Raw genomic sequence first — 19,667 nt, forward strand, 5'->3', positions numbered from 1 at the left:
CCGCGGAGGTGGCGGTGGCGGCGGCCGGCGCGGCCGTGGTGGCCGCGGGCTCGTGTGCCGCGTCCGCCGGGCCGGTGCCGCCGAGCTCCAGGACGAAGCCCACGATCTCGTTCAGGGTGCGGAGTTCGGCGAGTTGTTCGGGGCCGACGGGGGTGGGGCTGGGGAACTGTTCCTGGAGGACGCCCATGATCTCGACGCGCTTGATGGAGTCGATGCCGAGGTCGGCCTCGACGTCCATGCCGAGCTCCAGCATCTCCGCCGGGTAGCCGGTCTTCTGCGCCACGATGCCGAGCAGCGCGGAGGTGACGGCGGCCGTGCTGAAGCCGGCTCGCGCGGGGGCGGCCGTCGCGGTGGCGGTGGCACCGACGGTGACCGTGGCCGGGGCGGCGTGGGGAGCCCGCGCGGTCGAGCCGCCGAGGCTCAGCACGAAGTCCACGATCTCACCGAGCGTGCGCAGTTCACCGAGCTGTTCGGGGCCGACGGGGGTGGGGCTGGGGAACTGTTCCTGGAGGACGCCCATGATCTCGACGCGCTTGATGGAGTCGATGCCCAAGTCCGCCTCCACGTCCATGCCGAGGTCGAGCATTTCCGCCGGGTAGCCGGTCTTCTGCGACACGACGTCGAGCAGGGCGGCGGCGACCTCGTCGGCCGAGGCGCCCGTCGCCGACGTGCCGTGGTCGGGGCGCGCGTCGTCGGACGGGCCCTGGGGGGCGGCCGGGGCAATCGGCGCCGCCGGGGTCTGCGGGACCACGGCCTCGGGGCGGGCCGAGGGGGCCGGAGCCGGAGCGGGGGTGGCGGGAGCCGCCGGTGCGGCCGGTGCCGCCTGCTCGATCGGCGCCGGCGTCGGCGCAACGGCGGGAACGGCCGGGGTGACCGGAGCGCTCGGAGCGGCCGGCAGCGCGACCGGTGCCGCGGGGGCCTCCTGGACGGCCGGCGCCCCGGGCGCGGACTCCGTCAGCGCGCCGATCTCCAGCGCGGCCATCTCCCGCAGGATCTCGTTGGCCCGCAGGTGCGTGCGCCCGATGGCCAGCCCGTGCTCCTTGACCGAGGCCACACCGGGGAGCACCGCGTCGACGCGGCCCTGCTCGTCGGCGCGCTCCAGCAGTCCCATCATGCGCTGGGCGCTGGCCAGTTGGCCGTGCAGGTAGTCGTCGTGGAGCGCCAGGTGGTCGGCGATCAGCGAGGAGAGCCGATCGGGCGCGGGGGTGGGCTGTTCGTCTTCCACGAGTTCGCTCTCCAGTACGTCGGCGGGGGCGGCGTGCGCCGCGGGGGCCGGGGCCTGCGCGCTCTCCGGTCGCTGGGCGACGGCGGCCGTCGCCAGGGGCTGGGCCGTGGTCGCGGCCGGTGCCGGGGCGGGTACGGCGACCTCCACGGAGGGCGCGGACCGCTCGGCGGCGGGGACCGGCGAGGTGGGAGCGGGGGAGGCGGCGGCCACGGACACCTCGGCGGGTGAGGACACCGTGGCCGCAGAGGACACCACGGCGGGCCGCTCGATCCGGTAACCGTTCTCCAGCGCGTCCCGGTAGGCGGCCCGGCGGGCCTCGGGAACGTGGTTGATGCCGTTGAGCGGCACGGTCATGCCCTTGACGGGCTCCTCGACGGGCGGCTCGGCGACGTACCGGTCGGTGGTCTCCAACGGAAGCCCCAGGACGGCGAGTTCGGCCACCGCGCGCTTCAGCGTGAGGTCGGCGTCGCCCTCGCTCCCCGGGTCCAGCCGGACAGCGAAGTGCTCGCGCTCACCGAGGATGCGGTCGACCAGCTTGGTCAGCACGTTCTTCGGGCCGAACTCGACGAACGTGCGGAAGCCCGCCGCGTACATCTCCTCGACCCGCTCGGCGAACTCCACGGGCTTGACCAGCTGGTCCACCAAGGTGCGGCGGTTGGACGCGACGTCGGAACCGTACGACGCCCCGGGCGAGTTGGCGTAGACGGGGCGGCGCGGCTCGCGGATCTCGGCGTCCGCGACGGCCCGTCCGAACGCCTCGACCGCGTGTCCCACGAACGGCGTGTGGAACGCCGCCGAGACCGGCAGCCGCAGCGCGCGCACGCCCGCCGCACCGGCGGCGGCGACGAACCGCTCGACGGCGTCGGTGGCGCCGCCGACCACGATCTGGTCCGGGGCGTTCCGGTTGCACACCACCAACTCGGCATGCGCGGAAAGAAGTTGCTCGACCCGCTCGGGGGAGGCGGTGACCGCGGCCATGGCGCCCGGGTCGAAGCCGGTCTCCGCGGGCGGCGCCATCGCCGCGCCCCGGGCCCGGGCCAGCGCGAAGTAGGTGGCGTCGTCGAGGGCACCGGCCGCCCACAGCGCGGCCAGCTCGCCGAAGCTGTGCCCGAGGAACCCGTCGGCGTCGAAGCCGAGTTCCGTCAGGTAGCGGTAGTGGCCGGCGGCCAGCGCGCCGATCGCGGGCTGGGCGTACTCGGTGCGGCGCAGCGCGCCCTCCTGCGCGGTGCGCGTCGCCTCGTCGAACGCGGGAGGCGGGAACGCCACCCGGGACAGCGGGAGTCCGTCCTGTCCGAAGGCGGCGTTGGCGGCGTCGAAGGCGGCGCGCAGCGGGGGCAGCGCGAGCACGGCGGTGCGGCCGGGCTCGACGTACTGGCTGCCCTGGCCGGCGAACAGCGCGGCGACCTTGCCGGTCGGCGCGGCGGCGGCGCGGAAGTGGATGCCCTTGGGGTGCGACCAGGCGTCCGCCGTCGGCCGGGCGCGCAACTGGGCCACGGCCAGGGCGCGCAGCTCGGCCAGCTCGGCGTCGGACCGGGCGACGAGCGCCAGTCGCGGGTGTCCCGCCGGGGCGGGCGTGGTGCGCGGCTCGGCGCCCTGCTCCACGGCCCGTGCCAGCGCGTCCACGTCGGGCTCGTGCCACAGGTGCACCCGGCTCACCGGGAACATCACCCGCAGGTCGTCGCCGTCGCCGTGCTCCTCCAGGACGACGTGGAAGTTGGTGCCGCCGAAGCCGAACGACGACACCGCTGCCCGGCGCCGCGGCCGGCGCGGGTCGCGGATCCAGGGGCGGGTGCGGGAACTGACGTAGAAGGGGCTGTTCTCCCAGTCGATCGCCGGGTTGGGCCGCTCGACGTTGATGGTCGGCGGGAGCAGCTTGTGGTGCAGGGCCAGGGCCAGCTTGATCATGCCGGCCGCGCCGGCGGCCGCCTTGGTGTGCCCGATCTGCGACTTGACGCTGCCGACCGCGGCGTACTGCTTCTCCTCGCCGCTCTCGGACACCACCGCCGACAGGGCCGACAGCTCGGTCGCCTCGCCGACCGCGGTGCCTGTGCCGTGGGCCTCGAACAGCTCGATGGAGTCGGGGGAGACGTCGGCGTCCTCGTAGGCCCGGCGCAGGGCCGTCATCTGGCCTTCCTTGCGCGGCGCGTAGATCGACTTGAACCGGCCGTCGCTGGAGGAGCCGATGCCGCGCAGCACGGCGTAGATCCGGTTGCCGTCCCGCTCGGCGTCGGAGAGGCGGCGCAGCGCCAGCATGCCGATGCCCTCGCCGATGAGCGTGCCGTCGGCGTCCGCGTCGAACGGGCGGATCAGCCCGGACTTGGAGAACGCGGGCGTCTTGCTGAAGCACAGGTACATGAAGATGGTGTTCTCGGCGTCGCAGCCGCCCACCAGCATCGTGTCCGCGCGGCGCTCCAGCAGGTCGCTCACCGCGGCCTTGACCGCGCCCAGGGAACTGGCGCAGGCCGCGTCGATCGTCATGTTCGTGCCGCCGAGGTCGAGGCGGTTGGCGATGCGGCCGGCCACGACGTTGCCCAGCATGCCGGGGAAGGAGTTCTCCTCCCAGGGAGCGAAGGCCAGCTTGAACTTCTCCGCGATCTCCTCGGCGTCCCGTTCGGTGAGGCCGCAGGAGCGCACGACCTCCTTGAGGACCGGGGTCTGCAGCCGGGCCGACAGCGGCTGGGTGAGCTGGTTGGCGCCGGTCACGCCCAGGACGACGCCGGTGCGCGAGGCGTCGTACCAGTCCTGGTCGGCGCCCGCGTCCTTGAGCAGGTCACGGGCGACGACCAGGCTGAGCAGCTGCAGGACGTCGGTGACCTCGAGGGTGTTGGGCGGCAGCCCGAACTCCAGCGGGTTGAACGGGACGGTGGGGATGAAGCCGCCGCGCTTGGAGTACGTCTTGTCGGGCGCGGAGGGGTCGGAGTCGTAGTGCTCCGACACGTCCCAGTGGGTCGCGGGGACGTCCTCGATGCAGTCGGCGGCGGAGACCACGTTCGCCCAGAACTCGCGCAGGTCGCGCGACTTGGGGTACAGGGCGGACAGGCCGACGATCGCGATCGGGTCGCGGGCCAGCCGGCGGTCGAGGTCGGATGCGTGCGAAGCGTTCACGGCGAGGCTCTCTTGGTCGGACGGCGGGACCGCTGACGGTCCCTGGTCGGTTCGGGGCCCTGCGGGTGACGCGCAAGGGTGAACGGGCCGGCGCCCACCCGGACGACCGTGCCTGTTCGGCACCGGTCCCGGTGTCGGGCGCCGCCCAGGACGGACGACGATCTGCGCGGACGCGGCCCGACGAGGGGACCGGTCCTGGGGGTGCCGGCGCGAACAGGTGCGCCGGCCTCGGGCGTGCCAGGCTTGGGATGCCGGCGCGAGCAGGTGTGCCGACGAGGCCGGCACCGCCAGGACGGCTCCGGCCGCGACGGCACCGGCCAGGACGGCTCCCGCCGGGGCCCGATCCGGCGCACCCCCGCCCCGCGGGGCGGTGGGCGGACACCCCCGCGGGCGGCTACGCGCCCCGCAGCAGTCGGGCGATCGTGTCCACCGCGTCAGGGTGGTCGAGCATCGTGTAGTGGTCGCCCGGGCACCGGTGCACGGTCAGGCCGTGCGGCGCGAGCGGCAGCCAGCCGAGCGTGTCGTCGCCCGGGATCAGACTGCGCTCGGCCTTGACCAGCACCACGGGCAGGGGAGCGGGGGTGGCCCGGTGGGGCGCGGTGAGCCGGTTGTTGCGCAACAGCCCGTCGACGTAGGTGTCGTAGAGCTTGCGCAGCCCCGGCAGCGGGGTGTCGGGCAGCAGCGCGCCGGAGGCGACCGCGGCGTCCAGGACGACCGGGAGGCCCTCGTCGACCGACCGGCCGTCCAGCGCGCCGGGGGCGAGCCGGACCGGGCGGCCGCGCTTGGCGCCCAGGTACATGCTGAACCAGTCGAGCAGCAGCCCCGGTTCGAGCGCGTCGTCGGGCTGCTTGTACTCCTCGGTGGGCGCGATGCTGTCGAGCAGCACGAGCCGCGCCGGACGCCGCTCGGCCGGCAGCGCGTCGGCCATCGCCACGGCCAGCACACCTCCGAACGACCAGCCCGCGAGGGTGTACGGGTCCGGCTGCGGATCCATGGCCGCCAGCAGCCGCTCGGCCAGCCCGGCCACGGTTGTCGCCGCCCGGCCCCCGGTCAGCGCCGCCTCGGCGTACTCCGGGACCGCGCCCAGGTCGAGCACGGTCAGCCCGTCGCCCTCCGGGAGCGCCCCGGCCAGTGCCCGGTACACCGTGGGGGCCAGGGCCCCGGGGTGGACGAACCAGACCGTGTGCCCGCCGGGTGCGGCGTCCCGGAACCGCCGGACCACCGGGGGGCGCAGCTCACGCGGCGGCCGCACGCTGCGTGCTCTCCTCGGCCAGGTACGCGGCCAGGTCCTTGACGGTCGGGTGGTACCAGAGCGTGGTGGTGCTCAGCTCGAAGCCCAGCCAGTTCTCCAACTCGCCTGCCAGGATGAGCGCTTCGGTGGAGTCCAGGTCCAGCTCGTCGAAGTACACCTCGCGGGAGACCTCGGAGGGGTCCACGCCTAGCCGGTGGGCGATCTTCTCGATCAGCCAGGTCTCGGCCTCGTCGGGGGTCACTGCGGCCATGATGCGTCGTCCTTCCCGGGGGCGCGGCGGAGCCGGCCCCGAACCGTGCGAATGGTGGTGCCCGCACACCGCGCGGCGAGGGCCGGCGGCGGGGGTCACGGCACGCCGGGGGAAGCCCGGCCGAGGGCATTCGGCCGGACCGGCGCGCGACCCGGAACGAGTGAGTTCCGGGCCGGAAAAAGGGGCGGGGAACGCGGCCGATGCTCCGCTTTCCGGGAATCGCGGTACCCCGCCGGAAATAACAACTCGTCAGTAGGTCATACGCTGTACGGTCGATCCTCGTCGATCGGTGGATTGGTACGGACTTGTGGGTCCGCACGTCTGCCGTGCCGTCGGAGTGGTCGCCCGAAGCACGCAGCCACAGTCTTGCCACCGCGCCGAATCCCGAACAACAGCCCTTCCGAAGAGTGGAAAGAATTCCGTGTTACGGCCGGGGGCGCACGGGGCCCCGCCTACCGCGCCTGGGCCGCCCGTGCCTCACGCCGGAAGGCCCCCGGTGTCATGTTGACCCGGCGGGTGAAGAACTTGCCGAAGTTGGTGACCTCGGAGAACCCCAGCCGTCGCGCGATCGCCCCGATGGGCAGGTCGGTGTGGCCGAGCAGCCGGCGCGCCTCCAGGGCGACCCGGGAGTCGATCACGTCCTTGGCGGAGGTGCCGGCGACGGCGCGACAGGCCCGGGACAGCGCGCGCGTACTGCAGTTGAGGGCGGCGGCGTAGTCCTCCACGAGGCGGGTGACGGCGTAGGAGCGGTCGAGTTCGCGGCGGAACCGGAGGAACAGTTCGCCCTGTTCGCCGCTGACGCCGGTGCCCGGCTCCTTGTGGCGCCGGCGGCACATCTGGTCGATGTGCAGCATGGCGACGGCCAGCAGGTGCTTGAGCAGTTCCTCGCCCAGGCCCTGGTCGGGCCGCTGGAACTCCTCCCGCAGCAGGCACACCACCCGCCGGAACGCGAGGAGTTCGGAGCCGTGGAGCTGCCAGTGCGTGGGGCGCAGCACGTCGTCGAGCATGCCCACGCGGGCGCTCAGGTGCAGGGGGAAGGTCTCGGTGAACATGATGACGTCGGCGTCCATGTCCGTCCGGGGGGAGAACTCGATCACCTGGTTGGGCCGGGTCCAGACCAGGGTGCCGGTACGGCACTCGAAGCGGCTGGAGTCGACGGCGAAGCTGCCGGACCCCGCGGTGACCACGAGGATCTGGTGGAAGTCGAGGCGGTGGGGCGAGGCGAGGGCGCGCACCGAACCCTGGTCGCGCAACTCCCGCAGGGTCGTCATCGCGAGGTCGAGACCGGAACGCCAAGCCGGGACGTAGGGGAACACGGGCAGGGGTAACGATGCGAAATCGACCATGGGCGTTCCGGAATCGACCTTTCATTGGCCACTTGAGGCTTCAATGATAGGGGTGGTCGCCCGAATACAGCTCGAATCCGGAGGCAGCACGCACCTGACAGCACCACCGAGAACATGAAGGTGAAGGGAATCTGAACGGGATGACCACTCCCCACTCCGCCCCGCCGGAGCGCTCAGTCGTCGACCGGACGCTCAGCATCCTCGGCGCCTTCGACCGGGACAACCGCACCCTGTCACTCAGCGACATCAGCAGGCGTTCGGGGCTGCCCGTCGCCACCGTCCACCGCATCGTGAACAAGCTCCACGGCTGGGGTGCCCTGGAGAGATCCGCGGAGGGCGGCTACAGCATCGGGCTGCGCCTGTGGGAGACGGCGGTCCTCGCGCCGCGCGCCTCCACCCTGGCCGAGACGGCCCAGCCCCACCTCATCGGCCTGCAACGGCAGACCGGGGGCGTCACCACCGTCGCCGTCCGCGACGGCCGGGAGGCCGTGTGCCTCACCTTCGTCTCCAGCGAACCCGACCCGGGCCCCTACGACGCTCCGGGCCGCCGGGTGCCGCTGCACGCCACCGCCCTGGGCCTGACGCTGCTCGCGCACGCCGGTTCACTGGTGCAGCACGAGGTGTGCGCGGGCCCGTTGCGGGCCTACACCCCGAAGACGGTCACCGACGGCCCGACGCTCACCAGGTGCCTCGCCAAGGTGCGGCGGGAGGGCAGCGCGCTGGTGCACGGCGCGTTCGCCCCGGGCCGCGGCGGCTTCGCCGTTCCGGTGCGGGACGCCCGGGGCGCGGTGATCGCGGCGGTCGGTGTCATCGGCCCCGTCCGGCTCGTCCAGCCGGCCAAGGTCGCCGGACCCGTCCACGCGGCGGCCACGATGATCTCCCGCGCCCTGCGGACGGAGGGGGTCCGGCCGGCGGAGCTGGGCGCGTGACGGACAGCGCGACCGGGCCCCGCCGCGGCGTGCCCGGTCAGAACCGGGGCGTCGTCTCGTAGCGGGGTCCCAGGTCCGGGCGGTCGCTGCCGGCCAGCTCCGTGGCCATGCGGTGCACGCGGACCAGGTCGTGCAGCAGCTGGCGGGTCTCGTCCTCACCGAGGCCCGCCCGCCGGGCGATCTCCTCCAAGTGGACGGCCTCGCCGCCCCCTTCCTCCTCCGCGGTGGTCAGCGCCCCGAGGACCCGCTCGTGCCGGTCGGTCCAGTCGCTGTGCCCGCGGCCGGCGTCGTCCGGTGGCGCCGCGAGCGCCGCCGGATCCATGAGCCCGTCGTCCGTCGTCCTGCGCACCATGGCGCACACTCCTGTCGTCGTGGGGCCCGGCGCTCCGCGACGGGGATCACCGGGCACCGGGTCGGGTAGGACTGAACCGGGTAACCACATGCGCCCCGGTATTCACCCCGGACAGGACAGGCGGACGACGATGACGGACCCCGACAGAGCCACGGACCCCGACAGAGCCACGCACCCCGACGGCGGATCCCCGGCCCCGGCGCCCGGGCGCACCGGCGCCCCGCCACGGGACCGTGCGCTCCAGGTGGAGACCCACGGCCTCGACGTCATCGCCGAGGCCGAGCGCAAGGGCAGCCCGCGCACCCTGTTCTGGCCCTGGTTCGGGGCGAACGTCTCGGTGTTCGGGCTGAGTTACGGCGCGTTCGCCCTGGGGTTCGGCATCTCCTTCCGGCAGGCCCTGCTCGCCGCCGTGCTCGGCATCGTCTTCTCGTTCCTGCTGTGCGGCCTCGTCGCCGTCGCGGGCAAGCGCGGATCCGCGCCGACGATGGTCCTCAGCCGCGCCGCGTACGGGGTGCGCGGCAACCGGCTGCCCGCGGCGCTCTCCTGGACGCTCACCGTCGGCTGGGAGACCGTCCTCGTCGCGCTCGCCTCGCTCGCCACGGCCACCGTGTTCGACCGGCTCGGCTGGGGCGGCGGCACCGGCACCAAGGTCGTCGCGCTGGTCGTGGTCGGCGCGCTCACCGTCGCCGGCGGGGTGATGGGCTTCGACCTGATCATGCGTCTGCAGACGGTCATCACCGTGGTCACCGGCGTGTTGACGCTCGTCTACGTCGGCCTCGTCGCCGACCACGTCCACACCGGCGCGGTCACCGCGATCCCCGACGGCTCCGCCCAGGAGTTCGTCGGCGCGCTGGTGTTCATGATGACCGGCTTCGGCCTCGGCTGGGTCAACGCGGCCGCCGACTACTCCCGTTATCTGCCGCGCTCCGCCTCCGGCGTCGGCGTGGCCGGCTGGACGACCTTCGGCGCGAGCCTCGCCCCGCTGCTGCTGACGGTCTTCGGCCTGCTGCTCGCGGGCTCCTCCCCACAGCTCGCGACGGCGGTCGCGGCCGACCCGGTCGGCGCGCTCACCACGATCCTGCCGACCTGGTTCCTGGTGCCGTTCGCGGTGGTCGCGGTGCTCGGCCTGGTCGGCGGCGCGGTCCTCGACATCTACTCCTCCGGCCTCGCCCTGCTGTCCGCGGGGCTGCCCGTCCCGCGCCCGCTCGCCGCGCTGGTCGACGGCGTGCTGATGATCGCCGGATCGGTGTACATCGTGTTCTTCGCCGACGACTTCCTCGGCCCGTTCACCGGCTTCCTGACCACCCTCGGCGTGCCCGTCGCCGCCTGGTGCGGCATCGTCCTCGCCGACCTCCTGCTGCGCCGCCGCGACTACGACGAGGCCGACCTCTACCGGCCCCGCGGCCGCTACGGCGACGTCCCCGCCCTGCCGCTGCTGCTCACCCTGGCCGCCACCGCGCTCGGCTGGGGACTGGTCACCAACGCCTCCGCCGACTGGCTGACCTGGCAGGGTTACCTGCTCGGCCCGTTCGGCCTCGGCGGCAAGGACGGCTCCTGGGCCTACGCCAACCTCGGCGTCCTCGCCGCCCTGGCCCTCGGCTTCCTCGGCACGCTCGCCCTGGGCCGGCACCGGGTGCGCGCCCAGGAGGCGCCGGGCGCGGGGGAGGTGCCCGCGTGACCGGCGCCCCGGCCCACCTGGCCGTGATCGACATGCAGCACGTCTTCGCCGACCCGACGAGCCCCTGGGCGGCCCCCCGCTATGCGGAGGCGGCAGCGGGCGTACGACGCCTGCTGCCGGCCTTCGCCGACCGGGTCACCTTCACCCGCTTCCTGGCCCCTGCCGAGCCCATCGGGGCCTGGCGGGCCTACTACGACCGGTGGCCGTTCGCGCTGCGCCCGCCGGACGCGCCCCTGTGGCGGCTGACGGACGAGTTCGCCGCCGTGGCCCGGGACGTGATGGACGCGCCGACCTTCGGCAAGTGGGGCCCGCGGCTCGCCGAGCGGGTGGCTCCCGGAGGGCGCCTGGTGCTCGCCGGGGTCAGCACCGACTGCTGCGTGCTGTCCACGGCACTGGCCGCCGCCGACGCGGGCGTGGAGGTCATGGTGGCCGCCGACGCCTGCGCCGGCGCGGACGACGCCGCGCACACCCGGGCCCTGGAGGTGATGGACCTGTACCGGCCGCTGGTGCGGGTCACGGACGTGGCGGAGCTGCTGGCCGGAGCGGACCGGCCGTCCGGGTGAGCGGCCGTCCGGGTGGGCTGCCGTCTGGTGGGAGCGCGCGCGGGTGGGCGATCGGCGGCGGTCCGCCGGAATGATCCGTGCCGTGCCGGGTACGCGAGGCCGGATGACATCCGGACGGCCTGGTTCCGGACCCGGCCGCAGGACCGCCTCCACCAGGAAGACCTGCCATGGACACACCCGCCAACAACGTCTCCCCCGCCCGGCGGGCGCTGGACGCGCTGGCCAAGGACGCCGAGGACTCCACCGCACTGGACACGCTCGCCCACAGCGAGGTGCTGGTGCCGGTGCCCGACGACACCACCGACGAGGACGCCTCCGACCCCACCGCGGTCGCCCTGCCGGTGCTGGAGCAGCCCGGCAGCGCACCGGTCGTGCCGGTCTTCACCTCCGAGGGGGAGATGACCGAGCTGCTGCCGTACGTCTCCCGCTACCGGCTGATCCCGCTGGGTGCCCTCGCCGAGCAGTGGCCCGAGGGCGAGCTGTCGCTCACCATCGACGCGGCCGGCGACCACGGGCTGACCCTCACCTCGGAGGGAGTGCGCACCCTCCTGGTCCGCTGATCCTGCGGCGCGACCGGTCCGTCAGAGCCCCGGGGGCCGCTCCCGCAGCGTGCGTTCCAGGACGCCCCGCTGCAGGGGGAGCACCTCGTCGTGCAGCTCGCGGCCCCTGCGGGTGAGGGCGACCCACACCCCGCGCCGGTCCTCCGCGCACACCGAGCGCTGGACCAGGCCCTCCTTCTCCAGCCGGCCGATCAGCCGGGACAGCGCGCTCTGGCTGAGGTGCACCCGCCCGACCAGGTTCTGCACCCGGCACTGGTCGCCCTCGCGGGGCGTCTCGGAGGCGAGGATGTCGAGCACCTCGAAGTCGCTCGCGCCCAGGCCGTGCGGGTGCAGCACGCGGTCGATCTCGCACATCGTGCGCGCGTGCACCGACAGGATGTCCCGCCACTGGTCCTCGAGGCCCGCCCCGGCCGCCGTTGCTCCCATACACCCGACGGTAACACCGTTCGCGGCACTCGTTGAGTGTGCAACTAGTGCGGGTGCAAGAGAACTGAGGGACCGGTTCCGCCCCGCTCAGGCTTCCGGGTCCTGGAGCAGCCCGATCAGGTTGCCGTCGGTGTCCTTCACGGACGCGATCAGTCGGCCGTTGCCCACGTCCTGGGCGTCCTGCAGCAGCTCGGCGCCGCCCTCCAGCAGCGCCGCCAGCCGGTCCCTGAGGTCGGTGACGTGCCAGTAGGGGACCGGACCGGTCATGCCCTTGGCGTGCCCGCTGGGGTCGAGGCCGACGTCCTGCCCGGCGGCCTTGAAGCCGACGTAGTACGGCTCGTCCGCGTACGGCTCGACGCCGAGCAGCGCACGGAACAGCTCCCGGGCACGGTCGCGGTCCTTGACGGGGTAGATGATCGTCTGAACGCCGGTGGTGGTCATCGCGTGCTCCTTCGTCCCTGCGGGGAACCGGCCACGGCGGCCGGTGGTCCCCACGCTAGGCAGAGCACCCCCCGGCCCGCTTCTCCGATCCTGACCGCTTGCCGGACACGGGTGCCGGCGCCGGCACGGGCACCGGCTTCCTCGACCTGGTGCGGCACGGCGCACCGGTCGCCGGGCCCGTCCTGTCCCGGCCAAGGCGGTGCGAGTACCGGACACCGTGGCGTCCCCTGCGCCAGAGTGAGAACGACGCGGCAGCAGCGACCCGTCGAAGGGGACGGAGGAACGACGATGCTGAGCACTCCCGTCGGGCAACGACGCCTGCTCATCCTGGAGTTGCTGAAGGACCCGGCCCGGCACTTCCCGCCGCGCCGGCACACCGACCCCGCGGCCGACGGGGTCACCGCGGCCGCCGTCGCCGACCGGCTCGGCGTGGACCGCGCGGTCGCCGACGCCCACCTCTCCCTCCTCGCCGCCCTCGGACTGCTGCGCACCAAGCGGATCCGCCGCCGCACCCACTACCGGCGCGACGAGATCCGCATCGCCGAGGTGGCCCGCGTGATCGAGAAGGGCTGGTGAGCGGGGGTCCGCACGGTGGACCCGAACACCCCGCCCGGCCACGACGACCGCCCCCGACAGGAAGGCCCCACGCCCATGCACCGTCCCACGCCCCTCGTCCCTGTCCGCTACGTGGCCCTCGGCGGAACCGGCCCCGAGGACGTCGTGTCCGACACCGAGGGGCGGGTGTTCACCGGCGTGTCGGACGGACGGGTCCTGCGGATCGACGGCCTGGAGGACCCGGCCACGGCCCGCGTGGTGCGCGTCGGGGAGACGGGCGGCCGCCCCCTCGGCCTCGAACTCCTCCCGGACGGCGACCTGCTGGTGTGCGACGCCTACGGCGCCCTGCTGCGCCTGGACCCGGGAACGGGCCGGACACGGGTGCTCGCCGAGGAGGCGGCGGGGGAGCCGCTGCGGTTCTGCAGCAACGTCGTCGCCCTGCCCGACGGCAGCGTGTACGTCACCGTCTCCAGCCGGGTCCACCCGCTGCGGGACTGGATGGGCGACCTCGTCGAGCACACCGGCACCGGGCGCCTGCTGCGCCTCGGTCCCGACGACAAGGAACCCGAAGTCGTGCTGGACGGGCTCCAGTTCGCCAACGGCGTCGCGGCGGCTGCCGACGGCTCCGCGCTGATCGTCGCCGAGACCGGCGCCCGCCGCCTCACCCGCTTCCGGCTCACCGGGCCCGGGGCGGGGACCGCCGAACCCCTGGTCGAGGACCTGCCCGGCTACCCGGACAACCTGTGGCGCGCCCCCGGTGGCCCCGTCTGGGTGGCGCTGGCCGGTCCCCGGGTCCCGCCGCTGGAACTGCTGCACCGCGCGGGCCCGTCGGCCCGCCGCCGCGCCGCCGCCCTGGCCGTGCGCGCCCCCTACCGCCCCTCCGGCACGATCGCGGTGCTCGCCGTCGACGACGCGGGCAGGACCGTCCACCACCTGCGCCGCCGCCGCTCCGGCTTCCGCATGGTCACCAGCGTCTGCGAGGCCGCCGGCCACCTGGTCCTCGGCAGCCTCACCGAACCCGGCCTGGGGGTATACGAGGCCCCGCCCACCGGCTGACCGGCGGCTAGGCTGGTGCCCGGCCGCGATCAACCCCCCCCGTGAGGCGGGCGGAACCGGCCGGGCAGGAGACGTACCGCATGACAGCGCAGGAAGCCGAGGGTGTCCGTGCCGCCGTGCCCCGGCGCCGCGGGAGCGGGCAGCTCTCCGTGGTCGGGGTGGTGGCCGTCGGGGGAGGGCTCGGCGCGCTCGCCCGCTACGCCGCCGCCCAGGGATGGCCCACGGCCCAGGGCGGGTTTCCCTGGACCACCTTGTGGGTGAACGTCGTCGGCTGTGCCGTCATCGGGGTGTTCCTGGTGCTGATCACCGAGGTGCTGACCGCCCCCCACCGCTTGGTGCGCCCGTTCTTCGGCTCCGGGGTGCTCGGCGGGTTCACCACCTTCTCCACGTACGCCGTCGACCTCCAGCGGCTGTTCGACTCCGGTCACGCGCGTACCGCCGTGGCCTACCTCGTCGCGACCCCGTGCGCGGCGCTCACGGCGGTGTGGCTCGCGGCCACGGCGACCCGCCGCGTCCTGCTCGGGAGGCCGAGATGACCGTACTCACCGGCCGGGCCCTGCGGCTGACCGTCCTCGTCGGGGAGAACGACACCGTGCACCGCCGGCCCGTGTACGCGGAGGTCGTGCACCGCGCCCACGCGGCCGGGCTCGCCGGGGCCAGTGTCTTCCGGGGCATCGAGGGCTTCGGCGCCTCCTCGCGGATCCACACCTCGCGACTGCTGTCGCTCGCCGAGGACCTGCCGGTGGCGGTCGTCGTGGTGGACACCGAGGAGCGCGTGCGCGCCTTCCTGCCCCAGCTCGAGGAGCTGCTCACGGACGGTCTGGTGACCGTGGAGGAGTGCGAGGTCGTCCTGCACCGGACCTCCCGCCGGACGCCCCGGGGGGCCGCTCCCGGCGCCGGCCACGGCGGCGACGAAGCGGACGGAACGGACACGAAGGGTAAGAACTCGTTGTGAACTGGCTGGTGGTCGTGGCCGGGGGCGTGATCGGCGCCCCGCTGCGCTATCTCACCGACCGCGCGGTGCAGTCCCGCCACGACTCGGTCCTCCCCTGGGGCACCTTCGTGGTCAACGCCGTCGGCTGCCTGGTCCTGGGCGTCCTGACCGGCGCCGCCCCGGGCCCCGACCTGCGGCTGTTCCTGGGCACGGGGCTGTGCGGGGCCCTGACGACGTACTCGACCTTCTCCTACGAGACCCTGCGGCTGGCCGAGGCCGGCGCGGGCCTGGCCGCCGCCGTCAACGTCGTGGCGAGCGTGGCCGTGGGTCTCGGTGCGGCCTTCGCGGGGGTCTGGCTCGGTCAGGCGGCCTGAACGCGGGGGCGTCGGCTCGTAGCCGCGCCTGGTAGGACTGTCTACCGCACTGTCGTCGACCCGCAGAACTGGACCCCATGAGCGCCATCTCCGTCGGCCAAGCCGTCATCCTGGGAGCCGTCGAGGGAGTGACCGAGTTCCTCCCCGTCTCCTCCACCGGCCACCTGAAGATCACCGAAGGCCTGATGGGCATCCCGGTCGACGACGACGCCGTCGTCGGGTTCTCGGCCGTCATCCAGGTCGGGGCGATCGCCGCCGTGCTCGTGTACTTCTCCAAGGACATCGTGCGGATCGTCTCCGCCTGGTTCCGGGGCCTGAGGCACAAGGAGGAGCGCTACCACCACGACTACAAGTTCGCCTGGTGGGTGATCGCCGCGACCGTCCCGATCGTGGTGGTGGGCCTGGCCGCCAAGCCCCTCATCGAGGGCCCGCTCGCCTCGCTGTGGGTGGTGGCGGGTTCCCTGATCGTGGGGTCCGGCGTGATGTGGGCCGCCGACCAGATGGGCCGCCACAAGCGGGGTGAGGACGACACCTCGTTCAAGGACGCGATGCTGGTCGGCAGCTCCCAGATCCTCGCGCTGCTCTTCCCGGGCTTCTCCCGCTCCGGCGCCACCATGTCCACCGCGCTGATCCTCGACCTGGACCGGGTCGCCGCCACCCGGCTGTCGTTCTTCCTCGGCATCCCCGCCCTGACCGGCGCCGGGCTGTACGAGCTGAAGGACGCCCTCGGCGCGGGCGTGGGCGCGGCCCCGCTGGCCGTCGGCACGGTGGTGTCCTTCGTGGTCGCCTACGCGTCCATCGCCTGGCTGCTGAAGTTCGTCGCCAAGCACTCCTTCAACGCCTTCGTGATCTACCGGCTGGTCGTCGGCGTCCTGCTCTTCGGCCTGCTGGGCGCCGGGGTCCTGGACAGCTGACCCGTCGGCCCGGACCCCCTAGGGGGCGTGCCACCGCCCGGCCGGTGGCACGCCCCTCGTCCGTCCCGGGACCGTCCGGCAGGCCGCCGCTTGACAGCACCGGCCGCCGCCACGGACCATCACTCCGTGAACCTGTCAGACAGCCAGACAGGTGGGTCCGGGCCGCGGCGCGTCAGCGCCATGGAAGCCGTCCTCACCCACCTGCGCGGCGCCATCGAACGCGGCGAGTACGCCGTGGGGGACAAGCTCCCCTCCGAGGCCGAGCTGTGCCGCACCCTCGAGGTGTCCCGGCCCGTGCTGCGCGAGGCCCTGCGCGCCCTGCAGACCATGGGCCTGACCGTCTCCCGGACCGGCAAGGGCACCTTCGTGGTCGCCCAGGCCGTGGAGGACCCCACCTTCGGCGACTACGCGGCCAGCGACCTGCTGGAGGTGCGCCGCCACGTGGAGGTCCCGGTCGCCGGGTACGCCGCCCTGCGCCGCACCCCGGAGAACCTGGACCACCTGGCCCACCTCCTGGACCGCATGGAGCGCGAGACCGACACCACCGCGTGGGTCGCGATGGACACCCTCTTCCACCTCGCCGTCGCCGAGGCCGCCCAGAACCCGGTCTTCCGCCGCGTCATCGAGGAGATCCGTGACGCCCTGGCGCGCCAGTCGGCCTTCCTCACCGAACTGGGCGGCCGCCGCGAGCAGTCCAACCGCGAGCACCGGGCCATCGTGGAGGCCCTCGTCGACGGCTCCGAGCACGACGCGGTCCAGGCGATGAGCCACCACCTCGACCGCGTCGAGACGACCCTCACCGACATCGTGCGCTCCTCGCGCGCGACCACCGCACCGGACGCCGGAACCACCGCGTGAGCGGGCAGCACCCCGGGACGCGACCCGTCCCGTGCCCGGCCGCGCCGACGCCGTCCGCCGCACGCCCCCGCCCGGGCCGGCGCACCACCCCCGCGCCGCACCCCGTCCCGTCCACCCACCAGTGAGCAGGCAGTGATGTACAGCAGCTCCCTCGCCGACGCCCCCGTCATCCGTGAACCCCTCCACGTGCCCGTCGCCCGGCTCGTCCGCGGCGGGGTGACCGAGGGCGTCCACCACGGCTCCGTCGTCGTCCTCGACGCCGACGGCCGGGTCGCCCTCCAGCTCGGCGACATCGAGGCCGCCTTCTACCCGCGTTCCGCCCTCAAGCCCGTCCAGGCCGTCGCCATGGTGCGGGCCGGGCTGCCGCTGGAGGGCGAGCTGCTCTCGCTCGCCGCCGCCAGCCACTCCGGCGAGGAACGCCACCTCGACGGCGCCCGCCGCATCCTCGCCCTGGCCGGACTCACCGAGGACCACCTGCGCAACGTGCCCGACCTGCCGTACGGCCCCGTCGTCCGCGACGCGTGGCTGCGCGAGGGCCGGACGCCCTCCCGCCTCGCCCAGAACTGCTCCGGCAAGCACGCCGCCATGCTCTACACCTGCGTGCTCAACGGCTGGCCCCTGGAGGACTACCTCGACCCCCGCCACCCGCTCCAGCAGGCGATCGCCGAGATCGTCGAGGACCTCACCGGCCAGCGGATCGCCCGGGTGAGCGTCGACGGCTGCGGCGCGCCCCTGTTCGCCGTGTCCCTGCACGGCCTCGCCCGGGCCGCCGCCCGCATCACCACCGCCGCCCCCGGCACCCCGGAGGCCCGCGTCGCCGACGCCGTGCGGGAGCACGCCGAGATGGCCTCCGGCTCCGGGCGCGACGTCGCCGCGCTGATGGGGGCCGTGCCCGGGCTGCTCGCCAAGGACGGCTTCGAGGGCGTCCAGGTGGCCGCGCTGCCCGACGGACGGGCGGTCGCCGTCAAGATCTCCGACGGGGCGGACCGGGCCCGCATCCCGGTGGCCGCCGCCGCCCTGGCCCGCGCCGGCGTCGACCCGGCCCCGCTCACCGCGTTCGCCGGGATGCCGCTGCTCGGCGGCGGGCGACCGGTGGGCTCCGTACAGCCGGTGGCCGCCCTCGACCCGGCCGCCCCCGCCCCTGAGGCGGAGGGCCCCGAACGGGCCCCCGCCGGCGTGTGCGGGTAACGACCCACCCCCGCCGGTCCGCCGGGCCCGCTCCACCTCCGCCGGGCCGCCCCGCCCGCGCCCCCGACCCCTCCGCACCCCGGAAAGAGGCCCCTGCCCTCATGACCGCCCCCACCCGCAGCGAACACGACCTGCTGGGCCACCGTGACGTCCCCGCCGACGCGTACTGGGGTGTCCACACCCTGCGCGCCACCGAGAACTTCCCCATCACCGGCACCCCGATCTCCGCGTACCCGCACCTGATCGACGCCCTGGCCGCCGTGAAGGAGGCCGCGGCGCTCGCCAACGAGGAACTCGGATTGCTGGAGCCGGGGAAGGCCGCGGCCATCGTCGAGGCGTGCCGGGAGATCCGGGCGGGCAAGCTGCACGACCAGTTCGTCGTGGACGTCGTGCAGGGCGGCGCCGGCACCTCGACCAACATGAACGCCAACGAGGTCGTCGCCAACCGGGCACTGGAGCTGCTGGGTCACGCGAAGGGCGAGTACCGCCACCTGCACCCCAACGAGGACGTCAACCTCGGCCAGTCCACCAACGACGTGTACCCCACGGCCGTCAAGGTCGCGACCGTGTTCGCGGTGCGCGGGCTGCTCAAGGCGATGGCCGTGCTCCAGGACGCCTTCGCGCGCAAGGCCGTCGAGTTCCGCGACGTGCTGAAGATGGGCCGCACGCAGTTGCAGGACGCGGTGCCCATGACGCTCGGCCAGGAGTTCTCCGCGTACGCCGTCATGCTGGACGAGGACCGGCTCCGGCTCGCCGAGGCCGTCGAACTGGTCCACGAGATCAACCTCGGTGCCACCGCGATCGGCACCGGCCTCAACGCCCCCGCCGGCTACGCGGAGGCGGCCCGCCGCCACCTCGCCGCGATCACCGGGCTGCCCCTGGTCACCGCCGCCAACCTCGTCGAAGCCACCCAGGACTGCGGCGCGTTCGTGCAGATGTCCGGCGTCCTCAAGCGGATCGCGGTCAAGCTCTCCAAGAGCTGCAACGACCTGCGCCTGCTGTCCTCCGGGCCGCGCGCCGGGCTGGGCGAGATCAACCTGCCGCCCGTGCAGGCGGGTTCGTCCATCATGCCGGGCAAGGTCAACCCGGTGATCCCGGAGGTCGTCAACCAGGTGGCCTTCGAGGTCATCGGCAACGACGTCACCATCACGATGGCCGCGGAGGCCGGCCAGCTCCAGCTGAACGCCTTCGAGCCGATCATCCTGCACTCCCTGTCGGAGTCCCTCACCCACCTGCGGGCCGCCTGCCTCACGCTCGCCGAGCGCTGCGTGTCCGGCATCACCGCCAACACCCGGGCGCTGCGGGCCTCGGTGGAGAACTCCATAGGCCTGGTCACCGCCCTCAACCCGCACATCGGCTACGAGGCCGCCACCGAGATCGCCAAGGAGGCCCTCGTCACCGGCCGCGGCGTCGCCGAACTCGTCCTGGAGAAGGGCCTGTTGCCCGCCGACCGGCTGGCGGACCTGCTGCGCCCCGAGGTGCTGGCGGGCACCGGCTCCCCGCACCCCGGCACCGGCTCGCCCCTTCCCGGCACCGTCTCGCCCCTCCCGGGCGGTGCCTCGCCCCTCCCGGGCGGTGCCCCGCCCCTGCCCGGCGGCGCCCCGGCCACCGGCCGCCGCTGACCCCCCGCCCCACCCGCCCCTCCCGCACCTGAGCGCCCG

The 19,667-nt window shown here is 74.1% G+C and carries 20 protein-coding genes; 13 read left to right on the forward strand and 7 right to left on the reverse strand.

What is annotated here, in order from left to right:
* The 4 genes from AQJ30_RS01680 to AQJ30_RS01695 form a co-directional block, all read right to left on the reverse strand.
* Positions 1-4,330, reverse strand: a 4,330-nt coding sequence (locus AQJ30_RS01680) for a type I polyketide synthase (protein WP_159052280.1), incomplete at its 3' end; no start/stop codon positions are given.
* A gap of 394 nt (positions 4,331-4,724) precedes the next feature.
* Positions 4,725-5,582 (reverse strand): thioesterase domain-containing protein, encoded by an 858-nt coding sequence (locus AQJ30_RS01685; RefSeq protein WP_067227879.1) that lies wholly within the window; start codon positions 5,580-5,582, stop codon positions 4,725-4,727.
* Positions 5,566-5,832 (reverse strand): acyl carrier protein, encoded by a 267-nt coding sequence (locus AQJ30_RS01690; protein WP_067227881.1) that lies wholly within the window; start codon positions 5,830-5,832, stop codon positions 5,566-5,568. The genes AQJ30_RS01685 and AQJ30_RS01690 overlap by 17 nt, the downstream gene beginning before the upstream one ends.
* 452 nt (positions 5,833-6,284) lie before the next feature.
* Positions 6,285-7,178, reverse strand: a complete 894-nt coding sequence (locus tag AQJ30_RS01695; RefSeq protein WP_067227882.1) for an AraC family transcriptional regulator — start codon at positions 7,176-7,178, stop codon at positions 6,285-6,287.
* Between the two features lie 140 nt (positions 7,179-7,318).
* Here AQJ30_RS01695 and AQJ30_RS01700 point away from each other — a divergent pair, with 140 nt between their 5' ends.
* Positions 7,319-8,107, forward strand: a complete 789-nt coding sequence (locus AQJ30_RS01700; RefSeq protein ID WP_067227884.1) for an IclR family transcriptional regulator — start codon at positions 7,319-7,321, stop codon at positions 8,105-8,107.
* Positions 8,108-8,144: 37 nt separating this feature from the next.
* On the opposite strand, the gene AQJ30_RS01705 is transcribed toward AQJ30_RS01700, so the two are convergent.
* Positions 8,145-8,459, reverse strand: coding sequence for a hypothetical protein (locus AQJ30_RS01705; protein ID WP_067227885.1), 315 nt, complete (start codon positions 8,457-8,459; stop codon positions 8,145-8,147).
* 130 nt (positions 8,460-8,589) lie between these two features.
* Here AQJ30_RS01705 and AQJ30_RS01710 point away from each other — a divergent pair, with 130 nt between their 5' ends.
* The 3 genes from AQJ30_RS01710 to AQJ30_RS01720 all read left to right on the forward strand — a co-directional run bounded on the left by AQJ30_RS01710 (position 8,590) and on the right by AQJ30_RS01720 (position 11,260).
* Positions 8,590-10,137, forward strand: a complete 1,548-nt coding sequence (locus AQJ30_RS01710; protein WP_067227887.1) for a purine-cytosine permease family protein — start codon at positions 8,590-8,592, stop codon at positions 10,135-10,137.
* Positions 10,134-10,700 (forward strand): cysteine hydrolase family protein, encoded by a 567-nt coding sequence (locus AQJ30_RS01715; protein WP_067227889.1) that lies wholly within the window; start codon positions 10,134-10,136, stop codon positions 10,698-10,700. Before AQJ30_RS01710 ends, AQJ30_RS01715 begins: the two co-directional genes overlap by 4 nt.
* A 167-nt stretch (positions 10,701-10,867) precedes the next feature.
* Complete coding sequence (locus tag AQJ30_RS01720) at positions 10,868-11,260, forward strand: SseB family protein (protein ID WP_067227891.1); 393 nt, start codon at positions 10,868-10,870, stop codon at positions 11,258-11,260.
* 21 nt (positions 11,261-11,281) lie between these two features.
* Here AQJ30_RS01720 and AQJ30_RS01725 read toward each other — a convergent pair whose 3' ends face one another.
* On the reverse strand, positions 11,282-11,686 hold the full coding sequence (locus AQJ30_RS01725) for a MarR family winged helix-turn-helix transcriptional regulator (RefSeq protein WP_067227892.1): 405 nt from the start codon (positions 11,684-11,686) through the stop codon (positions 11,282-11,284).
* A gap of 87 nt (positions 11,687-11,773) precedes the next feature.
* Positions 11,774-12,127 carry a VOC family protein gene (locus AQJ30_RS01730; RefSeq protein ID WP_067227894.1) on the reverse strand — a complete coding sequence of 118 codons (354 nt, stop codon included), beginning with the start codon at positions 12,125-12,127 and terminating at the stop codon, positions 11,774-11,776.
* A gap of 288 nt (positions 12,128-12,415) precedes the next feature.
* On the opposite strand from AQJ30_RS01730, the gene AQJ30_RS01735 reads away from it, so the two are divergent.
* The 9 genes from AQJ30_RS01735 to aspA all read left to right on the forward strand — a co-directional run bounded on the left by AQJ30_RS01735 (position 12,416) and on the right by aspA (position 19,628).
* Positions 12,416-12,703 (forward strand): ArsR family transcriptional regulator, encoded by a 288-nt coding sequence (locus AQJ30_RS01735; protein ID WP_067227896.1) that lies wholly within the window; start codon positions 12,416-12,418, stop codon positions 12,701-12,703.
* A 75-nt stretch (positions 12,704-12,778) separates the two neighbouring features.
* Positions 12,779-13,738: an SMP-30/gluconolactonase/LRE family protein gene (locus tag AQJ30_RS01740; protein WP_067227898.1), complete on the forward strand. Its 960-nt coding sequence runs from the start codon at positions 12,779-12,781 to the stop codon at positions 13,736-13,738.
* Between the two features lie 80 nt (positions 13,739-13,818).
* The gene (crcB, locus tag AQJ30_RS01745; RefSeq protein WP_067227899.1) at positions 13,819-14,274 is read left to right on the forward strand and encodes a fluoride efflux transporter CrcB; all 456 of its coding nucleotides are present in this window, start codon (positions 13,819-13,821) and stop codon (positions 14,272-14,274) included.
* On the forward strand, positions 14,271-14,693 hold the full coding sequence (locus tag AQJ30_RS01750) for a DUF190 domain-containing protein (protein ID WP_067227901.1): 423 nt from the start codon (positions 14,271-14,273) through the stop codon (positions 14,691-14,693). Before crcB (AQJ30_RS01745) ends, AQJ30_RS01750 begins: the two co-directional genes overlap by 4 nt.
* Positions 14,690-15,046 carry a fluoride efflux transporter CrcB gene (crcB, locus tag AQJ30_RS01755; protein ID WP_067227903.1) on the forward strand — a complete coding sequence of 119 codons (357 nt, stop codon included), beginning with the start codon at positions 14,690-14,692 and terminating at the stop codon, positions 15,044-15,046. The genes AQJ30_RS01750 and crcB (AQJ30_RS01755) overlap by 4 nt, the downstream gene beginning before the upstream one ends.
* Positions 15,047-15,123: 77 nt before the next feature.
* Entirely contained in the window at positions 15,124-15,960 is an 837-nt protein-coding gene (locus AQJ30_RS01760; protein ID WP_067227905.1) for an undecaprenyl-diphosphate phosphatase, read from the forward strand.
* A 126-nt stretch (positions 15,961-16,086) separates the two neighbouring features.
* Entirely contained in the window at positions 16,087-16,818 is a 732-nt protein-coding gene (locus AQJ30_RS01765) for a FadR/GntR family transcriptional regulator (protein WP_079083711.1), read from the forward strand.
* Between the two features lie 135 nt (positions 16,819-16,953).
* On the forward strand, positions 16,954-18,006 hold the full coding sequence (locus AQJ30_RS01770; RefSeq protein WP_067227908.1) for an asparaginase: 1,053 nt from the start codon (positions 16,954-16,956) through the stop codon (positions 18,004-18,006).
* Between the two features lie 101 nt (positions 18,007-18,107).
* Positions 18,108-19,628: an aspartate ammonia-lyase gene (gene aspA, locus AQJ30_RS01775; RefSeq protein WP_245726768.1), complete on the forward strand. Its 1,521-nt coding sequence runs from the start codon at positions 18,108-18,110 to the stop codon at positions 19,626-19,628.
* Positions 19,629-19,667 lie beyond the last annotated feature (39 nt).

The organism is Streptomyces longwoodensis (genome assembly GCF_001514125.1).
Lineage (GTDB): Bacteria > Actinomycetota > Actinomycetes > Streptomycetales > Streptomycetaceae > Streptomyces > Streptomyces longwoodensis.